The sequence below is a fragment of the Kitasatospora aureofaciens genome (assembly GCF_001188955.3).
GTDB classification, from domain to species: Bacteria; Actinomycetota; Actinomycetes; order Streptomycetales; family Streptomycetaceae; genus Kitasatospora; species Kitasatospora aureofaciens.
The window spans coordinates 1-20695 of the sequence record NZ_JPRF03000073.1 but is presented as its reverse complement, the minus strand read 5'-3'; the positions used below and the strand labels follow the sequence as shown (position 1 = coordinate 20695).

The window sequence follows — 20695 nt, the reverse complement described above, 5'->3', positions numbered from 1 at the left end:
CGGCGGGCAATGCCTGTCTGGACGCGTTGGCGGTGCACCGGCGTGCGCTGGGTCTGCCGGGGGTGTCGCTGGCGTGGGGTCCGTGGTCCGGGGTGGCGGGCATGACCGGCACCCTCACCGAAGCCGAACGGGTGCGGATGACCCGCGCGGGAGTGCCGCCGTTCGACCCGGAGCACGGGCTGGCGCTGTTCGACGCGGCAGTCGGCGCGGCGGAAGCGGCCGTCCTGCCCGTCCGGCTCGACCTGGCCGCGGTCCGGGACCGGGGCGAGGTCCCCGCCCTGCTGCGCGGCCTGGTCCGGACACCGGTGCGTCGGGCGGCCTCGGCCCCCGCCGCGATCGACCTGACCCGGCGGCTCTCGGGCCTGGGCGCGGAGGACCGGCACGAAGCCGTCCTCGACCTGGTGCGTGACCAGATCGCGCTGGTGCTGGACCACCGGAGCCGGGCGACGGTCGACCCCTCCCGGGCGTTCCAGGACCTCGGCTTCGACTCGCTGACGGCGGTGGAGCTGCGGAACCGGCTGCGGTCGGTCACCGGGCTCCAGCTCCCGGCGACCGTCGTTTTCGACTACCCGACCGCCCGTGCCCTGGCCGGCTTCCTGCTGGACGGCCTGCTCGGCACCGAGCGGACGACGGAACTCCCGGCGGTGGTGACCACGCCGTCCGACGACCCGATCGTGATCGTCGGCATGGCCTGCCGCTACCCCGGAGGCGTCGCCTCACCGGAGGACCTGTGGCGGCTGGTCGCCGACGGGGTGGACGCGGTGTCGGACTTCCCGGCGGACCGCGGCTGGGACGTCGAGTCGCTGTACCACCCGGACCCGGACCACACCGGCACCTCCTACACCCGCACCGGCGGGTTCCTGCGCGAGGCGGCCGCGTTCGACGCGGGCTTCTTCGGGATGAGTCCGCGGGAGGCGTTGGCGACGGACGCGCAGCAGCGGTTGCTGCTGGAGACGTCCTGGGAGGCGTTCGAGCGGGCGGGTATCGACCCGGTGTCGTTGCGGGGCAGTCGTACCGGTGTGTTCGCGGGCGTGATGTACGCCGACTATGCCGGCCTGCTCGGCGGTGGTGAGTTCGAGGGTTACCAGGGCAGTGGCAGTGCGGGGAGCGTGGCCTCGGGCCGGGTCTCCTACACGCTCGGTCTGGAAGGCCCGGCGGTGACGGTCGATACCGCCTGCTCCTCCTCGCTGGTGGCCATGCACCTGGCCGCCCAGGCCCTGCGCAGCGGTGAGTGCTCGTTGGCGCTGGCCGGCGGTGTGACGGTGATGTCCACCCCGGCGACGTTCGTCGAGTTCTCCCGGCAGCGCGGTCTGGCCGCCGACGGCCGCAGCAAGGCCTTCGCGGAGGCGGCGGACGGGGTCGGCTGGGGCGAAGGCGTGGGCATGGTCGTGCTGGAGCGTCTTTCGGATGCCCGGCGCAACGGACACGGCGTACTCGCTGTGCTGCGGGGCAGTGCGGTGAACCAGGACGGTGCGTCCAATGGTCTGACGGCGCCGAACGGTCCGTCGCAGCAGCGGGTGATCCGGCAGGCGCTGGCGAGCGCGGGTCTCGCACCCGCCGAGGTCGACGCAGTGGAGGCGCACGGGACCGGCACCACGCTGGGTGACCCGATCGAGGCACAGGCGTTGCTGGCGACGTACGGGCAGGACCGTGAACTGCCGCTGCTGCTCGGTTCGATCAAGTCGAACATCGGGCACGCCCAGGCGGCGGCCGGTGTCGCTGGTGTGATCAAGATGGTGCTGGCCATGCAGCACGGCACGCTGCCGAAGTCACTGCACATCGACCAGCCCTCCTCGCACGTGGACTGGACAGCGGGCGCGGTGGAACTGCTGGCCGAGCGCACGGAGTGGCCGGCCACCGGTCACCCGCGCCGGGCAGGCGTGTCCTCCTTCGGGATCAGCGGCACCAACGCCCACCTGATCCTGGAACAGCCCGATCCGGTGGCGGACCCGGAGGCCACCGAGGCCGGTGGCCTGGTGCCGTGGGTGGTGTCCGCCAAGTCGGAGGCGGCGCTGGACCTCCAGGTGGCCCGGTGTGCCGGAGCAGCCGGACTCCCGCTCACGGATGTGGCGTTCACTCTGGCGGGCCGGTCGCGGTTCGGGCACCGGGCGGTGCTGGTGGACGGCGTGGAGGTGGCCCGGGGGGTGGCTTCGGAGGGCAAGCACGCCTTCCTGTTCTCCGGGCAGGGCTCGCAGCGGCTTGGTATGGGCCGGGAGTTGTACGAGCGCTTCCCGGTGTTCGCGGAGGCTTTCGACGCGGTCTGTGCGGAGCTGGACCTGCCGTTGCGGGAGGTCGTCTGGGGTGCGGACGCGGAGCTGCTGAACCGGACGGACTTCGCCCAGGCGGGGTTGTTCGCGGTGGAGGTGGCGCTCTTCCGGCTGGTGGAGTCGCTGGGGGTGCGGCCGGAGTTCGTGGCCGGGCACTCGATCGGTGAGGTGGCCGCCGCGCACGTGGCGGGGGTGTTCTCGCTGGCCGACGCCTGCACCCTGGTGGCCGCCCGTGGCCGGCTGATGCAGGCACTGCCCTCCGGTGGCGCGATGCTGGCCGTGCAGGCGACGGAGGAGGAGGTCCGGCCGCTGCTGAACGGCGAGGTGTCGACAGCCGCCGTGAACGGGCCGTCCTCGGTGGTGGTGTCGGGCACGGAGGAAGCGGTCGCGGCGGTCGAGGCGCACTTCGCCGACCGGAGGACCAGCCGACTGCGGGTCTCGCACGCCTTCCACTCCCCGCTGATGGACCCGATGCTGGAGGACTTCCGGCAGGTCCTCGACGGCCTGACCTACCACGCGCCGTCGACCCCGCTGGTCTCCAACCTCACCGGGGAGCTGGTCACCGGCACGACCGACGCGCACTACTGGATGCGCCACGTCCGCGAGGCCGTCCGCTTCGCCGACGGCCTCCGCACCCTCCACGACCAGGGCGTCCGCCGGTACCTCGAACTGGGCCCCGACGCCGTCCTCACCGCCCTCACCGCGAACACGCTGCCCGAGGCCGACGACACCGTCACCACCCCGGCCCTGCGCCGCAACCGCCCCGAGGAAGCGACCTTCGTGGAAGCCCTCGCCCGACTCCACGTCCACGGCACCGACGTCGACTGGCGCGCCCTGCTCGCCGGAGCCGGTCGGCACCTCGCGGAGCTCCCGACCTACGCCTTCGAGCACCGGGACTACTGGCCGACCGGGCTGCCCGTCGGCCGGGGCGTCGAGTCCGCCGGCCTCAGGACCGCCGAGCACCCGCTGCTCACCGGTTCGCTGGAGCTGGCCGACAGCGACGGCGTCCTGTTCACCGGCCGTCTGTCGACCCGCTCGCACCCCTGGGCCGGGGACCACGTCGTCCTGGGCTCCGTCCTGGTGCCGGGGACGGCGCTGGTGGAGCTGGCCGTCCGGGCGGGTGACGAGGTCGGCTGCGACCGGGTCGAGGAACTGACCCTCGCAGCGCCGCTGGTTCTTCCGGGGACGGGCGCCGTACAGCTCCAGCTCGCCGTCGGCGCGCCGGACGACGCGGGCCGACGGCCCGTGACCGTGCACTCCCGTCCGGGCTCGGGCGGCCTGCAGCCCTGGACCCTGCACGCGAGCGGCATCCTGGGGACGGGTGCGGCGCCGGTGGAGTTCGACACCTCGGTGTGGCCGCCGGCCGGTGCCGAGCAGATGGATCTGAGCGGTCTTTACGAGGGGCTGGCCGAGGCCGGCTTCGATTACGGACCGGCGTTCCGGGGCCTGCGGGCGGCCTGGCGGCGCGGTGACGAGGTGTTCGCCGAGGTCGCCCTGCCCGAGGGCATCGAGGGTGCGGGCTTCGGCCTTCACCCGGCGCTGTTCGACGCCTGCCTGCACACGCTCGCCGCGGGTGGCGGGCAGGGCGAGGGCGGGGCCGGGGTGCCGTTCGCCTGGGAGGACGTCGCGTTGCACGCCTCCGGTGCGTCGGCGCTCCGGGTCCGGCTGGCGCCGTCGGCATCCGGCGGACTGGCGTTGGCCGCCGTCGACGCCGACGGGCGCCCGGTGACGTCGGTGGGCTCGCTCACGGTCCGGCCGGTCACCGCCGAGCAGCTGGGCGCCGTCGACCGCCCGGCCGGTCATGACGCGCTGTTCCGCGTCGACTGGGTGCCGGTGCCACTGCCGGCCGACGCAACCGGCACCGCCGCCGCAACCGGTTTCACCGGTGCGGCCGCCACCTCGGACCGGACCGACCCGGACACCCCCTTCCTCTCGGTCGAGCCGACCGCAGAGGCGTTGGCCGCGCTCGCCGGGCACCCCGAGTTGCCCGCCGTGGTGTTCACCGAACTCCCCGCCGGCGGCGCCGAGTCGGTGCACGACCGGGCGGCCGAGGTCCTGGACCTGGTGCGGACCTGGCTCGCGCACGAGGAGTTCGCCGCCGCGCGGCTGGTCTTCGTGACGCGCGGCGCGGTGTCCGGTGACGACCTCGCCGCCGCCACCGCCTGGGGCCTGGTGCGATCGGCGGCCTCGGAGGAGCCGGGCCGGTTCGGCCTGCTCGACCTGGCCCCCGGCGAGACCGGCTTCCGGCCCGCCGTCGCAGCCATCGACGAGCCGCAACTCCGGCTGAGTGGAGGCGAGTTGTTCGCCGCCAGGCTGGTCCGGGAGGAGCTCGCGAGCACGCCGCCGAGCTGGCCCACCGAGGGCACCGTGCTGATCACCGGCGGCACCGGTGGCCTGGGCCGTCTGCTGGCCAGGCACCTCGCCGCCGAGCACGGCGTGCGCGGCCTGCTCCTGGTCAGCCGCAGCGGCGCCGCCGCCGACGGCGTGCCCGAGCTGGTCGCCGAGCTGGCCGAAATGGGCGCCGAAGCGGTGGTGGAGGCCTGCGACGTGGCCGACGAGGCCGCCGTCACCGGCCTGTTCGCCAGGCACGACATCCGTGCGGTGGTGCACACCGCGGGCGTCCTGGACGACGGGACGATCGGCTCGCTCACGCCCGAGCGGATCTCCGGAGTCCTGCGCCCGAAGGCGGACGCCGCGTGGCACCTGCACCGCGCCACCGAGGGCCTGGACCTCACCGCCTTCGTCCTGTTCTCGTCGGCGGCCGGGACGCTCGGCAACCCGGGCCAGGCCAACTACGCCGCGGCCAACGCGTTCCTGGACGCGCTCGCCCGGCACCGGCGCTCCCTCGGCCTGCCCGCGGTCTCGCTGGCCTGGGGCCCATGGACCGGTGGCGACGGCATGACCGGCGCGCTCACCGGGGCCGAGGCCGAACGCCTGGCCCGGGCCGGCCTGCCGCCGCTCACCCCGGACCTGGGACTGGCGCTCTTCGACGCCACCACGGCAGGCCCGGAGCCCGTCGTCCTGCCGCTGCGACTGGACCCGGCCGCCCTGCGGCAGCGCGGCGAGCTCCCGCCCCTGCTGCGCGGACTGGTCCGGATGCCGGTGCGGCGCGGTGCGGCCGCGGGTGCGGACGGTGTGCCGGGCGGCGGCGCCGCGTTCGTCCGACAGCTGTCCGAACTGCCGGGCACCGAGCGGGGCGAGGCGCTGCTGGAGGCGGTCCGCCGACAGGTGGCCGCCGTCCTCGGGCACACCGATCCGTCCGGGGTGGACCCGCAGCGGGCCTTCCAGGACCTCGGCCTGGACTCGCTGACGGCCGTCGAGCTGCGCAACCGCCTGGGCTCGCTGGTGGGCCTGCGACTGCCCGCCACCCTGGTCTTCGACCACCCGACGGTCGCGGACCTGGCCGAGCATCTGTTCGACCGGCTCGGCCTGGCACCCGAACCGACCGCCGGGCCGGCCGCGATCCTGGCCGAACTCGACCGGCTGGAGAAGGCGTTCGGCGCGGGCGAGGCCGAGGGAGCGGACCAGGAGCTGTTCGACCAGGTGGCCGCCCGCCTGGACGTGCTGCGCTCGAAGTGGCTCGCCGCCGGGAGCGCCGCCGCGGCCGGGCCCGCAGGCCCGGGGGCCTTCGACTTCGACACGGCCTCGGACGACGAGATGTTCGAGCTGCTGGACAACGAACTGGGCCTGTCCGACTGACCGGTCCGCCGCCCTTCCCGTCGCGGGAGCCCACTCGGTGGGCTCCCGCGATCTCCGTTGCGCCCACGGCGGCCGACCGTCGGTCGGCGGTGAGCGGCACCGCATCGTGCCCCCGCCCGTCCGGACGCCAGTTCTGGGAGCTCACCTAGCGCCACCGGCCGCACAGTGGGCGGCATCGTGCGGCGGCGGACGTCGCTCCACACGGCCGGGAGGCAACGATGGGACCGATGGTGCTCGGGGACCTGCTCGACGAGGCGGAGCCGGCCCTGCGGGGTGTGGCGCGGTCGGCGGCCCGGCGGGAGGTGGTGGAGCTGGCCGCGCGGGTGCTCGGGGCGGAGCCGGACGGGCTGGATCCGGCACGGCCGCTGGACGGCCGGGCGGTGCGCCGGCTGCGCGAGCTGGTGCGCCGCAGAGCCGACGGTGTCCCGCTCGGCCATCTGACCGGGCGAGTGGTCTTCGCCGGCCTCGAACTCGCCGTCGGACCGGGGGTGTTCGTGCCCCGGGTACACAGTGAGCTGGTGCTGGCGGCCGGTCGGAAGGCCGTCGAGGGCATCGCCGGGCCGACGGTGGTGGACCTGTGCGCCGGTTCCGGCGCGATCGGGCTGGCACTCGCCCACGCGCGGCCGGACGCCCGGGTGCACGCGGTCGAGTTCGATCCCGTCGCCGTGGACTTCACCCGCCGCAACGCGGCCCGGCGGGCCGCGCTCGGGGACGCCGAGGTCACCGTCCACGAGGGGGAGGCGGCCCGGGCGGGAGCCCTCACCGGGCTGGCGGCCGGGGCCGACCTGGTGCTCGCCAACCCGCCGTTCATGCCGGACGCGGCAGAGGTGCCGGACGAGTTCGGCCGCTACCAGCCCCGGCAGGCGGTGTTCGGCGGTGCCGACGGCCTGCGGGTGGTCCGGCAGGTGGTGGAGGCGGCGGCCGGTCTGCTGCGGCCGGGCGGTGTGCTGGTGGTCGAGCACGGCCACCTGCACGGCGCGACGGTCCCGGGGCTGTTGCGGGAGTCCGGCCGCTTCGCCGACGTGTCCTGCCGCCCCGACCACGACGGCTGGCCGCTCTACTCGTCCGCGGTGCGGACGGCCTCCTGACCCGGGCCGGCGCCGGGGGCCGCGGAGCCGTCAGGAGGCCGCGCCGTGGTGCCGGTCGGGGCGCCGGACGCCGGGCCCCGCCGCAGGCGCCCCCGGCCCCGCCGCAAGCGCCCCGGGGTACGGTTCAGAGCCGCAGGAGGCCGGCGGCGGTCGGCCGGAAGCCGCACTCGCCGTAGAAGGACTCCAGGTGCGGCTCGTAGTCGACGTGCAGCCACTCCGCGCCGCACGCCCTGGCCTCGTCGGCGGCCGCCCGCACCAGGCGCACCCCGAGCCCCCGCCGGCGCTCGTCCGGGTGCACGGTGGTGGACAGGACGAAGGCGTGCGCGCCGCCGTCACCGACGAGGTTGACGTATCCGATCAGCCGGCCGGCCCGTCGTGCCGCGATCCAGGTCAGGCTGCGGGACAGCACCGGGGCGAAGGAGGTCGGCCGGTGATCCGGCCAGGCCGCTCCGAACAGCTCGTTGAGCTCGGCGTCCGTCAGACCGGGACGGACCGTCAGAACCTCACCGGCGGTCGGCGACGCATCGTTGATCACCATGCGGGGCAGCCTGCCATGACCTCGCGGCCGCGGTCGCCCGGTTTCCGTCCCCCGGTGCCCACGCACCCGCGCACGGGAAGTCGGCCGGTCCGACTTCCCGTGCGCGAGCGCGGGCGGGGTGCCGTCAGCGCGGTGTGAGCGGCCGGCGGAAGCCACGCGCCGCCAGCCAGGCACCGAGCCCGGCCACGGCGGCGCCGAGCAGCAGGGCCGGCCCGGCGGAGCCGGTGCCGGGCAGTCCGAGGGCCAGGGCGCGGGTGGTGTCGATCGCGTAGGTGAGCGGGTTGACGTGGGCGACCGCGGCCAGCCAGCCGGGGAGGTCGGCGGTGGGGACGTAGGCGCTGGAGGCGAACATCAGCGGGAGCACCGCGATGATCGCCAGGTTCTGGATGGGTTCGGCCCGGCGCAGCCAGGCGGCCGCGGCGATGAAGAGCCAGCCGAGCGCCCAGCTCATGAAGAGGGTCAGCCCGATCGAGGCGGCGACGGCACCCGCCCCGCCGCGCGGGTGGTAGCCGAGCAGGAGCGTGCCCAGCAGCAGGATGATCACGGCCTGCACCGCGGCGCGCACCAGGGTGGTGAGGCTGCGCGCGAGCAGGAGGGAGCCCGGGGCGACGGGCAGGCAGCGCAGCCGGGCGACGATGCCGTTCTGGAGGTCCTCGACGAGCCCGACCCCGGACTGGACGGCGGACTGCACCGCGTTGTCCACGAGGACGGCGGGCAGGACGAAGTCGAGATACGTGACGTCGGGCGGGAAGTGCGGGGGCAGGCCCATCCGGCTGAACACCTGGGAGAGCACCACCAGAGTGATGACGGGTTGGAGCAGGCCGAACAGCAGCACGGCCGGGTCCGTGACGAGTGCGCGCAGCGACCGCCCGGTGAGGATACGAACCTGGGTCGGCCGCGAACTGCCCCGCCAGGCCGGGGCGGTGGGCATCGGGGTGCGGGGCGGGCGGCCGGTGTCGAGGCTGCTGGCCGGGGTGGTCGGGGTGGTCACCGGGCGGGTCCTTCCGAGCGGTCGGGGCGGTGGGCCAGGGCGAGGTAGACGTCCTCCAGGCCGGGCTCGCCGAAGGTCAGTTCGGCGGCCTCGACCCCCACCCCGTCGAGCGCCCGGACCACCGCCGCGACCTCGCGGGTGGCCTCGATGGGGACGACCAGTGCGGTGCCCTTCCCCCCGGTGGCGGGCGCGAAGCCGGCCTCGCGCAGGGCCCGGACGGCGCGGTCCGGGTCGTCGGAGGGCTCCAGGACGAGGGTGACGGTGCGCCGCCCGACCCGGGCCTTGAGCTCGGCCGGGGTGCCGTCGGCGACGACGGTGCCGCCGGAGAGCACGGTGATGGAGTCGGCGAGCCGGTCGGCCTCGTCCAGGTACTGGGTGGTGAGCAGCACGGTGGTGCCCTCGGCGACCAGGCCCTCGACGATCTCCCACAGGCCGAGCCGGCTGACCGGGTCCAGCCCGGTGGTCGGCTCGTCGAGGAACACCACCTCGGGCCGCCCGACCAGGCTCGCGGCCAGGTCGAGGCGGCGGCGCAGCCCGCCCGAGTAGCCGCGGGCGGGCCGGTCGGCGACGTGTCCGAGGTCGAACAGGCCGAGCAGTTCGTCGGCCCGGGCCCGGCCGGCGCGGCGTCCGGCCCCGAGCAGCCCGGCGAGCAGCAGCAGGTTGTCGCGGCCGCTCAGCCGTCCGTCGACGGTGGCGTACTGGCCGGTGAGGCCGATCCGCCGGCGGACCTCGGCCGGCCGGTCGCGGACGTCGTACCCGGCGACGCTGGCCCGGCCGGTGGTGGGTGGCAGGGCGGTGGTGAGGACGTTGACCAGGGTGGTCTTGCCGGCCCCATTGTGGCCGAGCAGGGCCAGCACGCTGCCCCGGGGGACGGTGAGGCTGACCGAGTCGAGGGCGCGGACGTCGCCGAAGGTCATGCCGACGTCGACCGCCTCGATCACGGGGTCGTCGGCGCCCGGGGGCGTGGGGGTCATGGCCGGTTCTCCGTAGGGCGGTGGTGGTCGGACAGGTCGGGTGAGCCGCTCGTGACGGGTGTCAGTCGAGGGCGTCCATGAGGCGGAACAGCTCGTCGTCGGTGGCCGTGCCGAGGTCGGTGCCGAGGCCCGTACCGGCGCCGGAGCCGGAGCCGGCGTCCGGGCGCGCGGCCCCGCCGGCCGCCGCGCCGCGGCGGGCGAGCTCGCGCAGCCGGGTGGCGTCGGCCGGTTCGAGGCTCGCGCCGCTGGTGAGCAACTCGGCCAGCAGATCCACCAGTTCACCCGTGGTGTGCGGCCGCCCGGGGCCTCCGTCGAGGTGGGCTCCGACGGCGCGGACCACGGCGTCCGGGGACGGGTGGTCGAAGACCAGGGTGGCCGGGAGCACGGTGCCGGTGGCCGCGGCGATCCGCTCGCGCAGTTCGATCGCCTTGACGGAGGTGACGCCGAGGGCGGCGAAGGGCTGAGCGGGGTCCAGTTCGGCGGGGGACCGGCCGAGCACGCCCGCGGTCTCGGCGAGGACGAGCCGGCGCAGCACGGCGTCGCGCTCGGCCGGGCCGCCCGCCGCCAGCCGCCCGGGAGCGCGGCCGACGGACCGTCCGGCGCGGGCACCACGACGGGCAGCGCCGACGGCGAGGGCGCTGCGGCCGCCAGCCAGTACGTCTGCCGCTGGAACGGGTACGTCGGCAGCGGCACCGGCCGGGCGCCGGGCAGCACGGCGTCCCAGTCCACCGGAACGCCGTGCAGGTGGAGCCGGCCGACGGCGGCCAGCAGCGAGCGGGTCTCGTCGGCCTGGTCCGCCGGCGCGGTCGTCAGTACGGCGGCGCCCGCGTCCCCGGTCGACCGCCCCGCGCCCCCGGCGGCCAGGCACTCGCCGACCATCGGCGCCAGCGCGGCGCCCGCGGCGAGTTCGAGGTAGGCGTCGACACGTTCGGTGCGCAGCCGTTCGACGGCGTCCCGGAACCGGACGGGTCGGCGGGCCTGGCTGACCCAGTGGCCGGGATCCAGGGCCTGCTCCCGGGTCAGCGGCTGTCCGGTGACCCCGGAGACCAGCGGCACGGCGGGAGCGGCGAAGGCCAATCCCTCGACCACGGCCCGGAACTCGGCCAGCATCGGTTCCAGCAGCGCGGAGTGGAAGGCGTGCGACACGCGCAGCCGGGTGGTCCTCCGGTCGGCGAACCGGGCCTCGATCGCCGCGACCGCGTCCTCGGTGCCCGAGACGACCACCGAGGACGGCCCGTTCACCGCCGCGAGCGAGACCGACTCGCCGAGCAGCGGCCGGACTTCGTCCTCGGTGGCCCGGACGGCGAGCATCGCGCCGCCGGCCGGGAGGGCCTGCATCAGCCGCCCGCGCGCGGCGACCAGCGCACAGGCGTCCGGCAGCGACAGCACCCCGGCCACGTGCGCGGCGGCGATCTCGCCGACCGAGTGCCCGGCCAGCAGGTCGGGCCGGACGCCCCAGGAGTCCAGCAGCCGGTACAGCGCGACCTCGTGGGTGAACAGCGCGGGCTGGGCGAACTCCGTGCGGTCGAGCGCCTCCGGCTCCTCCCACAGCACCGGGCGCAGCGGCCGGGCCAGCAGCGGGTCGAGCAGGGCGCACACCTCGTCCAGCGCGGCCGCGAACCGGGGGTGGTCGGCCGACAGCTGCCGCCCCATGCCGGGCCGCTGGCTGCCCTGGCCGGCGAACACGAAGGCGAGCCGACCGCCGCCGTCCCGCCGGCCCGTCGCCGGTGCCACCGGACCGGGCTCGGCGGCGGCGAACCTCTCCAGTGCGTCGACGAGTTCGGACCGGTCGGCGCCGACCAGCAGGGCCCGGTCCCGGTGCACGGCACGGGTGGTGGCCAGCGCGTGGGCGAGGTCCGGCAGGGCGAGCCCGGGGTGGGCGGCGAGGTGCGCGGCCAGCCGCCCGGCCTGCTCCCGCAGGGCCCGCTCGCCGCGTGCGGAGAGCGTCAACGGCACCGGTCGGCTCGCGGAGTCCGGTTCGGCCCGGTCGTCGGACGCGGCCGGCACCGGGCCGCCGTCGGCCGCCGGCCCGGTGCGGTCCGGCCCGGGCGGCGCCTCCTCCAGCACCACGTGGGCGTTGGTCCCGCTGATCCCGAACGAGGACACCCCGGCCCGCCGCACCCGGCCGCCCTCCCGGGGCCAGGGCCGGTCCTCGGTCAGCAGCCGGACCGCGCCCGAGGACCAGTCCACCCGGGTGGTCGGCTCGGTGACGTGCAGCGTCCTCGGCAGCAGGCCGTGCCGCAGTGCCTGCACCGTCTTGATCACCCCGGTCACCCCGGCCGCGGCCTGGGTGTGCCCGAGGTTGGACTTGACGGACCCCAGCCACAGCGGCCGGTCCGCCGGGCGCGCGCCGTCGTGGACGGCGAGCAGCGCCTGGGCCTCGATCGGGTCGCCCAGGGCCGTCCCGGTGCCGTGCGCCTCGACGGCGTCCAGGTCGCCCGGCCCGAGCCCGGCATCGGCGAGCGCGCGCCGGAGCACCCGTTGCTGCGCGGGGCCGTTGGGTGCGGTGATGCCGTTCGAGGCGCCGTCCTGGTTCACCGCGGAGCCGCGCACCAGGGCGAGCACCGGGTGTCCGTTGCGCCGGGCGTCGCTCAGCCGTTCCAGCACGAGCAGGCCGACGCCCTCGGCCCAGGCGGCGCCGTCCGCGTCGTCCGAGAAGGACTTGCAGCGGCCGTCGGGGGAGAGCCCGCGCAGCCGGGAGAACTCGGTGAACGGGGCCGGGGTGGCCATCACCGCGACGCCGCCGGCCAGCGCGAGCGAGGACTCGCCGGAGCGCAGCGAGCGGCAGGCGAGGTGGAGCGCGACGAGCGAGGAGGAGCACGCGGTGTCGACGGTGAGCGCCGGGCCCTCCAGACCGAAGGAGTACGAGATCCGGCCGGCCAGCGCGCTGCCGGCGGTGCCGATCCCGAGCAGCCCCTCCAGCTCGGCCGGGGCGCCGGCGCCGTAGTCGTGGTACATCGCGCCGGTGAACACCCCGGTGCGGCTGCCGCGCAGTCCGGTCGGGTCGATGCCGGCGTGCTCCAGCGCCTCCCAGGCCGTCTCCAGCAGCAGCCGCTGCTGAGGATCGGCGGCGACCGCCTCGCGCGGGGAGAAGCCGAAGAAGGGGGCGTCGAACCGTCCGGCGCCGTCCAGGAATCCGCCCCGGCGGACGTAGGAGGTGCCGGGGTGCTCCGGGTCGTCGTGGAACAGGCCGTCGAGGTCCCAGCCGCGGTCGGCGGGGAACGCCGAGTCGGTGTGGGCGCCCTCGGCGAGGAGCGCCCACAAGTCGTCCGGGGAGGCGATGCCGCCGGGCAGCCGGCAGGCCATCCCGACGATCGCCACCGGCTCCTCGGAGGCCGCCCAGGGCTCATCCTCCGCCCGCTCGGGGGCGGAGCCCGAGAGCAGCAGGGCGACGGCTGCCGGGGTGGGGTGGTCGAAGCCCAGGCTGACCGGCAGCGCCCGGCCGGTGGCCTCCACCAGCAGGTTGCGCAGCCGGATGGTGCGCACGGAGTCGAGTCCGTACGCGCGGAACGCGGTGTCCGGGCCGATCGGCGGGTCCGCCGGTCCACGGCCCGTCACCTCGGCGGCGAAGCCGCGGACGAGGTCGAGTGCCGCACCGTAGCCGAGCGGCGGCGCGCCCTCCGGCACGGCCCCGGCGGACGGCCGCGCCCCGGGCCCGGGCGCCCCGGAGCCGGGCGCCACGGGTTCCTCCGGCGCCACCAGCTGCTCCAGCCCGCGCCGGTGGACCTTCCCGGCCGGGGTGCGCGGCAGCTCGTCGACGGTCACCAGCTCCAGCGGGATCTTGTAGTCGGCGACCCCGCGCCCCTGCAGGTAGGCGGTCACGGCCCGCAGGCCGATCCCCGGGGCGGCCCGCCGGGTGAGCACCAGGCAGGGGATCTCGCCGAGCCGTTCGTCCGGCCGGGCGACGACGGCCAGCGGACCGATGCCCGGCAGGGCGGCCAGCAGCTCCTGGACCTCGGTGGCGTCGAACTTCCGGCCGCCCACGTTGATCAGCTCCGCCGACCGGCCGTGGAAGGAGAGCCGGCCGTCCGGGCCGAGGCTCGCCCGGTCGCCGGTGCGCAGCCAGCCGTCCGCCGTGATCGCGGCGCGGGTCAGCTCGGGCTCCCGGTGGTAGCCGCGGAACATGCTCGGGCTGTGGTACTGCAGTTCACCGGCCTCCCCGGCCGGCAGTTCCGAGCCGTCCTCGCCGACGACCCGGAGCCGCGCGCCGGGGGTCGGCCGGCCGACCCCGCGCGCCGTGGCCGGGTCGCCCGGCGCGGTGCGGGTGCCGGTGCCCAGTTCGGACATGCCCCAGACCACCACCAGCTCGCCGCCGAGCGCCGACCGGACGTCGGCGGCCAGCGCGGCCGGGATCGCCGCCCCGGCGGTGCGCACCTGCTGCGGCCGGAAGCCGGCCGGCCGCCCACCGCGGGCCAGCGCGGCGACGACGTCGTACAGCTGCGCCGGGACGGCGAAGACCGCGCTCGGCGCGGTGCGCCGGGCCAGGGCGAGAAAGCGCTCGGGGTCCCAGGAGCGCAGCAGCACCTGCCGGCAGGCCCGGAACAGCGCGGTGTGCAGCGACTGCAGGCCGAACAGGTGGGTGAGCGGACAGGCCGTCAGGATCGCCCCGGCGAAGGCCTCACCGCCCTCCTCGGCGACGGGGGCGGTGTTGGAGAGCAGCCCGTCGTGGCTGTGCAGGCAGATCTTGGGCCGGGCCGAGGTGGTGCCGGAGGAGGGCAGCACGACCAGTGGCTGGTCCGGCCGGACCTCGACCGGGTGCGGCTCCCGCCCGGCCCGTTCGGCCATCGCCCGGGCCAGCGAGCGCACCCCGGGCGGCAGCGCCGCCGGGCGCCCCGCCACCTCTCCCGCGCGGTCCGCCGTGCCCGTTCCCGTTCGGTCCTCCGCGACGTCCCCCGCGACCAGCACCGCCCGCAGCGAGGGTACGGCGGCCGCCAGCGCCTCGGCGGTGTCCGCGGCCTCCGGCGCGAGCAGGACGGCGGTCGGGTCCACCCGGCCAAGCAGCGCCCGTACGTCGGCGGCCCCGTAGCCGGCGTGCACCGGCAGCATGACCGCGCCGATCGTGGCCACGGCCAGGTGCGCGGTCGGGTACTCCCAGCAGTTGGGCAGCTGGACCGCGACCACGTCGCCCGGGCCGGTGCCCAGGTCCTGGAGCGCCCGGGCCAGCGCGGCGACCTCGGAACGCCACTGACGCCACGTCAGTTCGCGTTCGCCGTCCACCAGCGCGACGGCGTCGGGAGCGCGCCGTACGGCCGCGGCGAAGACCCCGGGCAGGGTGTGCCCGCCCAGGGCCCCGGGAGCCCCGGCAGCCGGATCGATCGCGTAGTCATCGCTGTGGACGGACACCTTCACTCCCGGGTTCGGTGGCGGCTGCGCCTGTCATCCTCGGCCGGTCGCCGCCGGGAAAGCCCTAGAGCCTTCCTGGGCAGCGGCAGCGGCAGCGGCCGCGGAGTCGGCGCCGGAGCCGGGCCAGGCCCCCGTCGCCGCCTCGGAGCGGGCGGACCCGGCGGACCCGGACACGGCGCCGTGCTGCGCCCGCGGGGACGTGGCCGGCTGCTCCCCGGGGAACGGGGCGCCCAGCAGCGACAGCAGCGGCCGGGCCTTCACCACCGTCTCCTCGAACTCGGCCTCGGCGTCGGACAGCGCGATGATCGCGCCGCCGACCCCGTAGCGCAGTCGCCCGCCGCTCAGCACGACGGTGCGGATCACGATGCTCAGGTCGGCGGCACCGGTCAGCGAGACGTAGCCGATCGCGCCGGAGTAGATCCCGCGCGGGCCGTTCTCCAGCCGGTCGATGATCTGCATGGTGCGGATCTTCGGGGTGCCGGTCATGGAGCCGCCGGGGAAAGCGGCGCGGATCCCGTCGACCGCGCTGCGCCCGGAGCGCAGCCGGGCCCGGACGGTGCTGACCAGCTGGTGGACGGTGGCGTAGGTCTCGACGTCGAACAGCGGCTCGGCGACCACGGATCCGGTCTCGGCACAGCTGCCGAGGTCGTGCCGGACCAGGTCGACCACCATCAGGTTCTCGGCGCGGTCCTTCTCGCTGGCCGCCAGGTCGGCGATCAGCACGGCGTCCTCGCCCACGGTGGCGCCGCGCGGCCGGGTGCCCTTGATCGGCTTGGACTCCATCGTCCCGTCGGGGCCGATCCGCAGGAAGCGTTCGGGGGACGAGCTGAGCACGGACAGCCCGTCGAAGTCGAGGAAGGCGGCGAAGGGGGCGGGGCTGATCCTGCGCAGGGACCGGTAGGCCTGCCAGGGGTCGAGGGCGGCGGGGCCGTCGATCATGTTGGTGAGGCAGACCTCGTAGGTCTCGCCCGCGCTGATCTGGTCCTGGCAGGCGTCGATGAGGTCGAGGTAGGCGTGGCGGCGGTGGCGCAGCCGCAGCGGGGCGGCCTCGCCGGGGCGGACCGGGGCCGGGTCGGCGAGGACGGGTGCGGGCCCGGCCAGGGTGGCGGCGGTCGCGGCCAGCCAGGTGTCGGCCGGTCCCGTGCGGCCGTCCTCGGCGAGGGCGAGCAGGTGGACGGTGCCGGTGTCGTGGTCGAGCACCACCGCCCGGTCGGCGAACACCATGACCGCGTCCGGGTCGGGCGAGCGGTGGGCGCGGTCGCCGCCGCACTCGGCCTTGAGCTCGTAGCCCAGGCAGCCCACCCAGCCCAGCGCGAAGTGGAAGGGCAGCTCGGGCAGTTCGGTACGCAGCGTGCGCAGGTCCGCGTCGAGCCAGTCCAGGAAGGCGCCGTGCACCACCTCGGCGGTGTCCCCGGAGCGCACCGTCACGGTGCCGCGGAAGACGTCGGCGGTGGCCACCCGGGCGAGCGGGCCGGAGGCGTCGCCCAGCACGGAGATCCGGCCGAGCCGGCCGCCGGGGAGGCTGCTGTCGAGCCAGTACGGGTGGCTTCCGGTACGGAAGAGCCGGTCGAAGACGGTCTCCGCGTCCCACCGGGTGTCGACCGTGCGGCTCAGCACGGTCAGCCGCCGGGTGACCGGTGCGGCCGGGGCGTCCGCCGGCACGCGGCGCGCGGCGGGGACGTGCCGGGGGCCGGGCCGGTGCGTCCGGTTGAACTCCTCGGCGAGGTCCCGGAAGTTCGCGAGCAGGTGGTGCCCGGCCTCGGTGCCGATCGACTCGGGGTGGAACTGCACGCCCCACAGCGGGAGTTCGTGGTGCTGGAGGGCCATCACCACTCCGTCGTCGGTGGCCCAGGCGATCGGCTCCAGTCCGGGGGCGAGCGCGGTGACGGCCAGTGAGTGGTAGCGGACGACCTCCAGCGGGTTGGGCAGCCGGCGGAAGAGGCCGGTGCCGGTGTGCCGCACGGCGGAGGTCCGGCCGTGCCGGGGCGCGGGCGCCCGGCCGACGGAGGCGCCGTGGGCCAGGGCCAGGCCCTGGTGCCCGAGGCAGACGCCGAGCACCGGCAGGCGTCCCTCGCGGGCGATCTCCGCGCAGTGGCCGAAGTCGGCGGGGTTGTGCGGGGTGCCGGGGCCGGGGGAGAGGACGACGGCGTCGAAGCCGTCGAGCAGTCCGGGCCGCCAGGACGGGTCGTCGTTGCGGATCACCTCCGGCTCCCTGCCGTTGACCTCGGCGAGGTAGTGGAAGAGGTTGTAGGTGAAGGAGTCGTAGTTGTCGACCAGGAGAGTGCGCATCAGGGATCCTTGTCCTGCCGGTGCCGCCTGCGGGGCGTGGGTCGGCGGGCGGTTGGTCAGCGGAGCTCGGCGAGCTCGGTGGTGATCTCCCGCAGGACCGCCGCCTGCTGTTCGGCGAGGAAGAAGTGGCCGCCGGGGAGCACCCGGAGGCGGAAGCCGCCGTTGGTGTGCTCCTGCCAGGCCTCGGCCTCGGCGACGGTGGTGCGCGGGTCGGCGTCGCCGGTGAGGGCGGTGATCGGGCACCGCAGCACCCGGCCGGGCTCGCAGGTGTAGCGTTCGACGGCGCGGTAGTCGGCGCGGATCGCGGGCATCGACATCCGCAGGATCTCCTCGTTCTCCAGGGCCCGGGTGTTGGTGCCGTCGAGCAGTCGGAGTTCGGCCAGGACGCCCGCGTCGTCGCGCTGGTGGACGGTTTCGGCCCGGCGGGTGGAGGGCGCCCGGCGGCCGGAGGCGATGATGCCGCGGGGGGCGGGGCCGCCCTTCTGCTCCAGTCGCCAGGCGGTCTCGAAGGCGAGGACGGCGCCCATGCTGTGGCCGAAGTACAGGGTCGGCCGGTCCTCGAGGGTCAGCAGTTCGTCGGTGATCCGGTCGGCCAGGGCGTCGATGGAGTCGAGGCAGGGTTCGGTGCGGCGGTCCTGGCGGCCGGGGTACTGCAGCGCGATCACCTCGGTGTCGGCGGACAGGGCCGCGGAGACCGGGTGGTAGTAGCTGGCGGAGCCGCCGGCGTGCGGGAAGCAGACGAGGCGTACCGGCCGGCCGGCCGCCGGATGGAAGCGGCGCAGCCACAGGGTGCTGGGACTGGTCATGGGGTCGGTCCTCTCGAGGGCGCGAGTCAGTCCCGGTGGACGGTGATCGCGGCGGACGGGCAGAGCGTGGCGGCCAGGGCGACGGCTTCCGGGTCGGCCGCGGCGGCCGCGGGGTCGTGGACCTCGACCACGCCGTCGTGGTCCTGGTCGAACACCGCGGGGGCGTTCAGCACGCACTGGCCCGCGCCGACGCAGCGGCCGGTGTCGACGGTGATGCGCATGATCGGTTCTCCTGGGGCGTGGTCGGGAGCGTGGGTGGTGGCGTGCCGGGGGCGTGCCCGTCACGGTCCGGCGGCGGCTGCCGCGGTCACCAGCGGACCGGCAGCGCGTGCAGCCCGCACAGCACACCGTCGTACTTGTACGGGAGTTCCTCGGCCGGCACCGCCAGGCGCAGGCCCGGGATGCGTTCGAAGAGCCTGCGGTAGGCGATCTCCATCTCGACCCGGACGAGGTTCTGGCCCAGGCACTGGTGGACGCCGTAGCCGAAGGCCACGTGGTGGCGTTCGGTGCGGGCAGGGTCGAAGGCGTGCGGGCAGGCGAAGGCCCGCTCGTCGTGGTTGGCTGCGGCGACCAGGGCCACGATGCCCTCGCCGGCCCGGACCTGCTGGCCGGCGATCTCGACGTCCTCGACGGCGACCCGCAGCGAGACCAGGTCCGCCACCGAGTGGAAGCGCAGGGTCTCCTCGACCACCCGGGGGTCGCCGATCCACTCCGGGTGGGCGAGCAGCGTCACCACACCGAGCGCGATGTTGTTGGCGGTGGTCTCGTGGCCGGCGATGAGCAGCAGCATCAGCACCCCGGACATCTCCCGGGGGTCGATCGCGCCGGTCGCCAGCAGCCGGCTGATCAGGTCGTCGCCCGGCCACTTCTGCTTGATGGCGACCAGGCGGTTGATGTAGCGCAGCAGTTCGCGCGAGGCGGTGTCGCGCTGCTGGTCGGTGGAGGAGCGGATGGCGACCAGCGTGCGGGTGCGGGACTCGAAGAAGTCCCGGTCCGCCGGGGGGACGCCGAGCAGCGCGGAGATCACCAGGGAGGGGACGGGCAGGGCGAAGTCGGCGACCAGGTCGGCCTCGGTGCCCGCGGCCAGCAGGCCGTCGATGCACCGGTCCACGGTCTGCTCGACCGCGGGCCGCAACTCGCGGACCCGGCGGACGGTGAACTCGGGGATCAGCGCCTTGCGGAAGCGGTCGTGCTCGGGCGAGTCCAGGCCGACGAACCAGCCGGGGATCTGCTCCTGGCGGGGCACGCCCATGGTCTGGCTGATGTTGGGGAATCCCGGGTGGTCGGGGTTGGAGCTGATCCGGCGGTCGGTCAGGACGGCCCGGACGTCCTCGTGCCGGGTGACCAGCCAGACCCGGTTGCCGTTGGGCAGGTGGCACACCACCAGGCCGCGCTCGCCGCGGTAGTCCTGGTAGTGGGGCGGTGGAAAGGCCTCGCCGGGCCGGCGCAGCGGGAAGTCGACCACCCGCGGTCCGGTGCTCGTCATGTCGTCGGGTCTCCCTCGGGGGCGGTGCGGGTCCGGTGGCCCCGTGCGGGGGCCGGGGCGTACGGGTCAGGACGCGCCGTGGAAGGCGCGGACCCGGTCGATGACCCGGTCCTGGTCGGTCGGGGTCAGCGCGGTGTAGGTGGGCAGGTAGAGGCCGTCGGCGGCGAACCGGGTGGCGTTGAGGCCGGGCCAGGCCGGGTCGAGGTAACCGGGCTGGCGGCTCATCGGCTGGAAGAACAGCCGGGTCTCGATGCCTTCGGCGGCGAGGAACTCGCGCAGCCCGGCGCGGCGTTCGGTACGCAGGTCGTACATCCACAGCACGTCCCGGGGCGGCATCAGGGTGAGGCCGGGGACGTCCTTGAGGCCCTGGTCGTAGCGGCGCTCGATCTCCCGGCGGGCCGCGAGGATCTCGTCCAGCCGCTCGGTCTGGGCGAGCGCGACGGCGGCCTGCATGGCCGTCATCCGGAAGTTGTAGGCGAGCTTCTTGTGCAGGAAGCTGTGGTCGGTGGTGAACGCCATGGCCCGCAGGTGGGCCAGTTGACCGGCCAGGCGGGGGTCGTCGGTGAGGCAGATGCCGCCCTCCCCGGCCGTGATGATCTTGTTGGCGAACAGCGAGAAGCAGGCGATGTCGCCGGTCGGGCGGACGCCGTGGGCCTCGGCGGAGTCCTCGACCACCCGCAGGTTGTACTGGTGGGCGAGGTCCATGACCGCGGCCATGTCGCAGCGGCGGCCGTAGACGTGCACCGGCATGATCACCTTGGTGCGCGGGGTGATCCGCTCCTCGATCCGGGCGACGTCGATGTTCAGGTCGTCCGCGCAGTCGACGAAGACCGGGGTGGCGCCGGTGTAGGTGACCGCCCAGGCGGAGGCGATCATGGTGAACTCCGGCACGATCACCTCGTCCCCGGGGCCCACGCCGAGCGCGCGCAGCGCCAGGGTGAGCGCGGCCGTGCCCGAGGAGCAGGCGACGCCGTGGGCGGACCCGTTGTACTCGGCGAAGGCCTCCTCGAAGCGGCGGACGTACGGGCCCTGGGACGAGATCCAGCCGTCGCCGATCGTGCGGGTGACGTACTCCAGTTCCCGCCCGTCGAGGCTGGGGCGGGACACGGGGATGGTGAAGGGCATGGGTCCTCACTCTGGGACGTGACGTGACGTGGCGGGCCCCCGGCGTCGTTCGCGGCCGGGGGCGGGCCGGGGGCGGGCCGGGGGCGCCG

The 20695-nt window shown here is 75.6% G+C and carries 10 protein-coding genes and 2 pseudogenes; 2 read left to right on the top strand and 10 right to left on the bottom strand.

Annotated features, from left to right (window positions below; all coding sequences use genetic code 11):
- Both HS99_RS35285 and HS99_RS35280 read left to right on the top strand, forming a co-directional pair.
- The coding region (locus HS99_RS35285; protein WP_079151554.1) for an SDR family NAD(P)-dependent oxidoreductase at nt 1–5966 on the top strand (5966 nt) is incomplete at its 5' end.
- A 227-nt stretch (nt 5967–6193) separates the two neighbouring features.
- Complete coding sequence (locus HS99_RS35280) at nt 6194–7054, top strand: N5-glutamine methyltransferase family protein (RefSeq protein ID WP_051835652.1); 861 nt, start codon at nt 6194–6196, stop codon at nt 7052–7054.
- 124 nt (nt 7055–7178) lie between these two features.
- On the opposite strand, the gene HS99_RS35275 is transcribed toward HS99_RS35280, so the two are convergent.
- The 10 genes and pseudogenes from HS99_RS35275 to HS99_RS35235 form a co-directional block, all read right to left on the bottom strand.
- Complete coding sequence (locus HS99_RS35275) at nt 7179–7592, bottom strand: GNAT family N-acetyltransferase (RefSeq protein ID WP_030557699.1); 414 nt, start codon at nt 7590–7592, stop codon at nt 7179–7181.
- Between the two features lie 124 nt (nt 7593–7716).
- On the bottom strand, nt 7717–8583 hold the full coding sequence (locus HS99_RS35270) for an ABC transporter permease (protein ID WP_232543197.1): 867 nt from the start codon (nt 8581–8583) through the stop codon (nt 7717–7719).
- A pseudogene (locus HS99_RS35265) lies at nt 8580–9464 on the bottom strand (ATP-binding cassette domain-containing protein); the annotation flags it as partial. The pseudogene HS99_RS35265 and the gene HS99_RS35270, both read right to left, overlap by 4 nt.
- Nucleotides 9465–9618: 154 nt before the next feature.
- Nucleotides 9619–10056 (bottom strand): acyl carrier protein, encoded by a 438-nt coding sequence (locus HS99_RS47320; RefSeq protein WP_244916004.1) that lies wholly within the window; start codon nt 10054–10056, stop codon nt 9619–9621.
- Between the two features lie 293 nt (nt 10057–10349).
- Nucleotides 10350–14774: pseudogene (locus HS99_RS35260) on the bottom strand (type I polyketide synthase); the annotation flags it as partial.
- Nucleotides 14775–14933: 159 nt separating this feature from the next.
- A complete protein-coding gene (pabB, locus tag HS99_RS35255; RefSeq protein WP_050366840.1) occupies nt 14934–17189 on the bottom strand; it encodes an aminodeoxychorismate synthase component I in 2256 nt (751 codons plus the stop codon).
- 56 nt (nt 17190–17245) lie between these two features.
- Nucleotides 17246–17995, bottom strand: coding sequence for a thioesterase II family protein (locus HS99_RS35250; RefSeq protein WP_030557706.1), 750 nt, complete (start codon nt 17993–17995; stop codon nt 17246–17248).
- 26 nt (nt 17996–18021) lie between these two features.
- On the bottom strand, nt 18022–18216 hold the full coding sequence (locus tag HS99_RS35245; protein ID WP_030557707.1) for a ferredoxin: 195 nt from the start codon (nt 18214–18216) through the stop codon (nt 18022–18024).
- An 86-nt stretch (nt 18217–18302) separates the two neighbouring features.
- Nucleotides 18303–19481 carry a cytochrome P450 gene (locus tag HS99_RS35240; protein ID WP_030557708.1) on the bottom strand — a complete coding sequence of 393 codons (1179 nt, stop codon included), beginning with the start codon at nt 19479–19481 and terminating at the stop codon, nt 18303–18305.
- 66 nt (nt 19482–19547) lie between these two features.
- Nucleotides 19548–20606, bottom strand: a complete 1059-nt coding sequence (locus HS99_RS35235) for a DegT/DnrJ/EryC1/StrS family aminotransferase (RefSeq protein ID WP_030557709.1) — start codon at nt 20604–20606, stop codon at nt 19548–19550.
- Nucleotides 20607–20695: the final 89 nt, after the last annotated feature.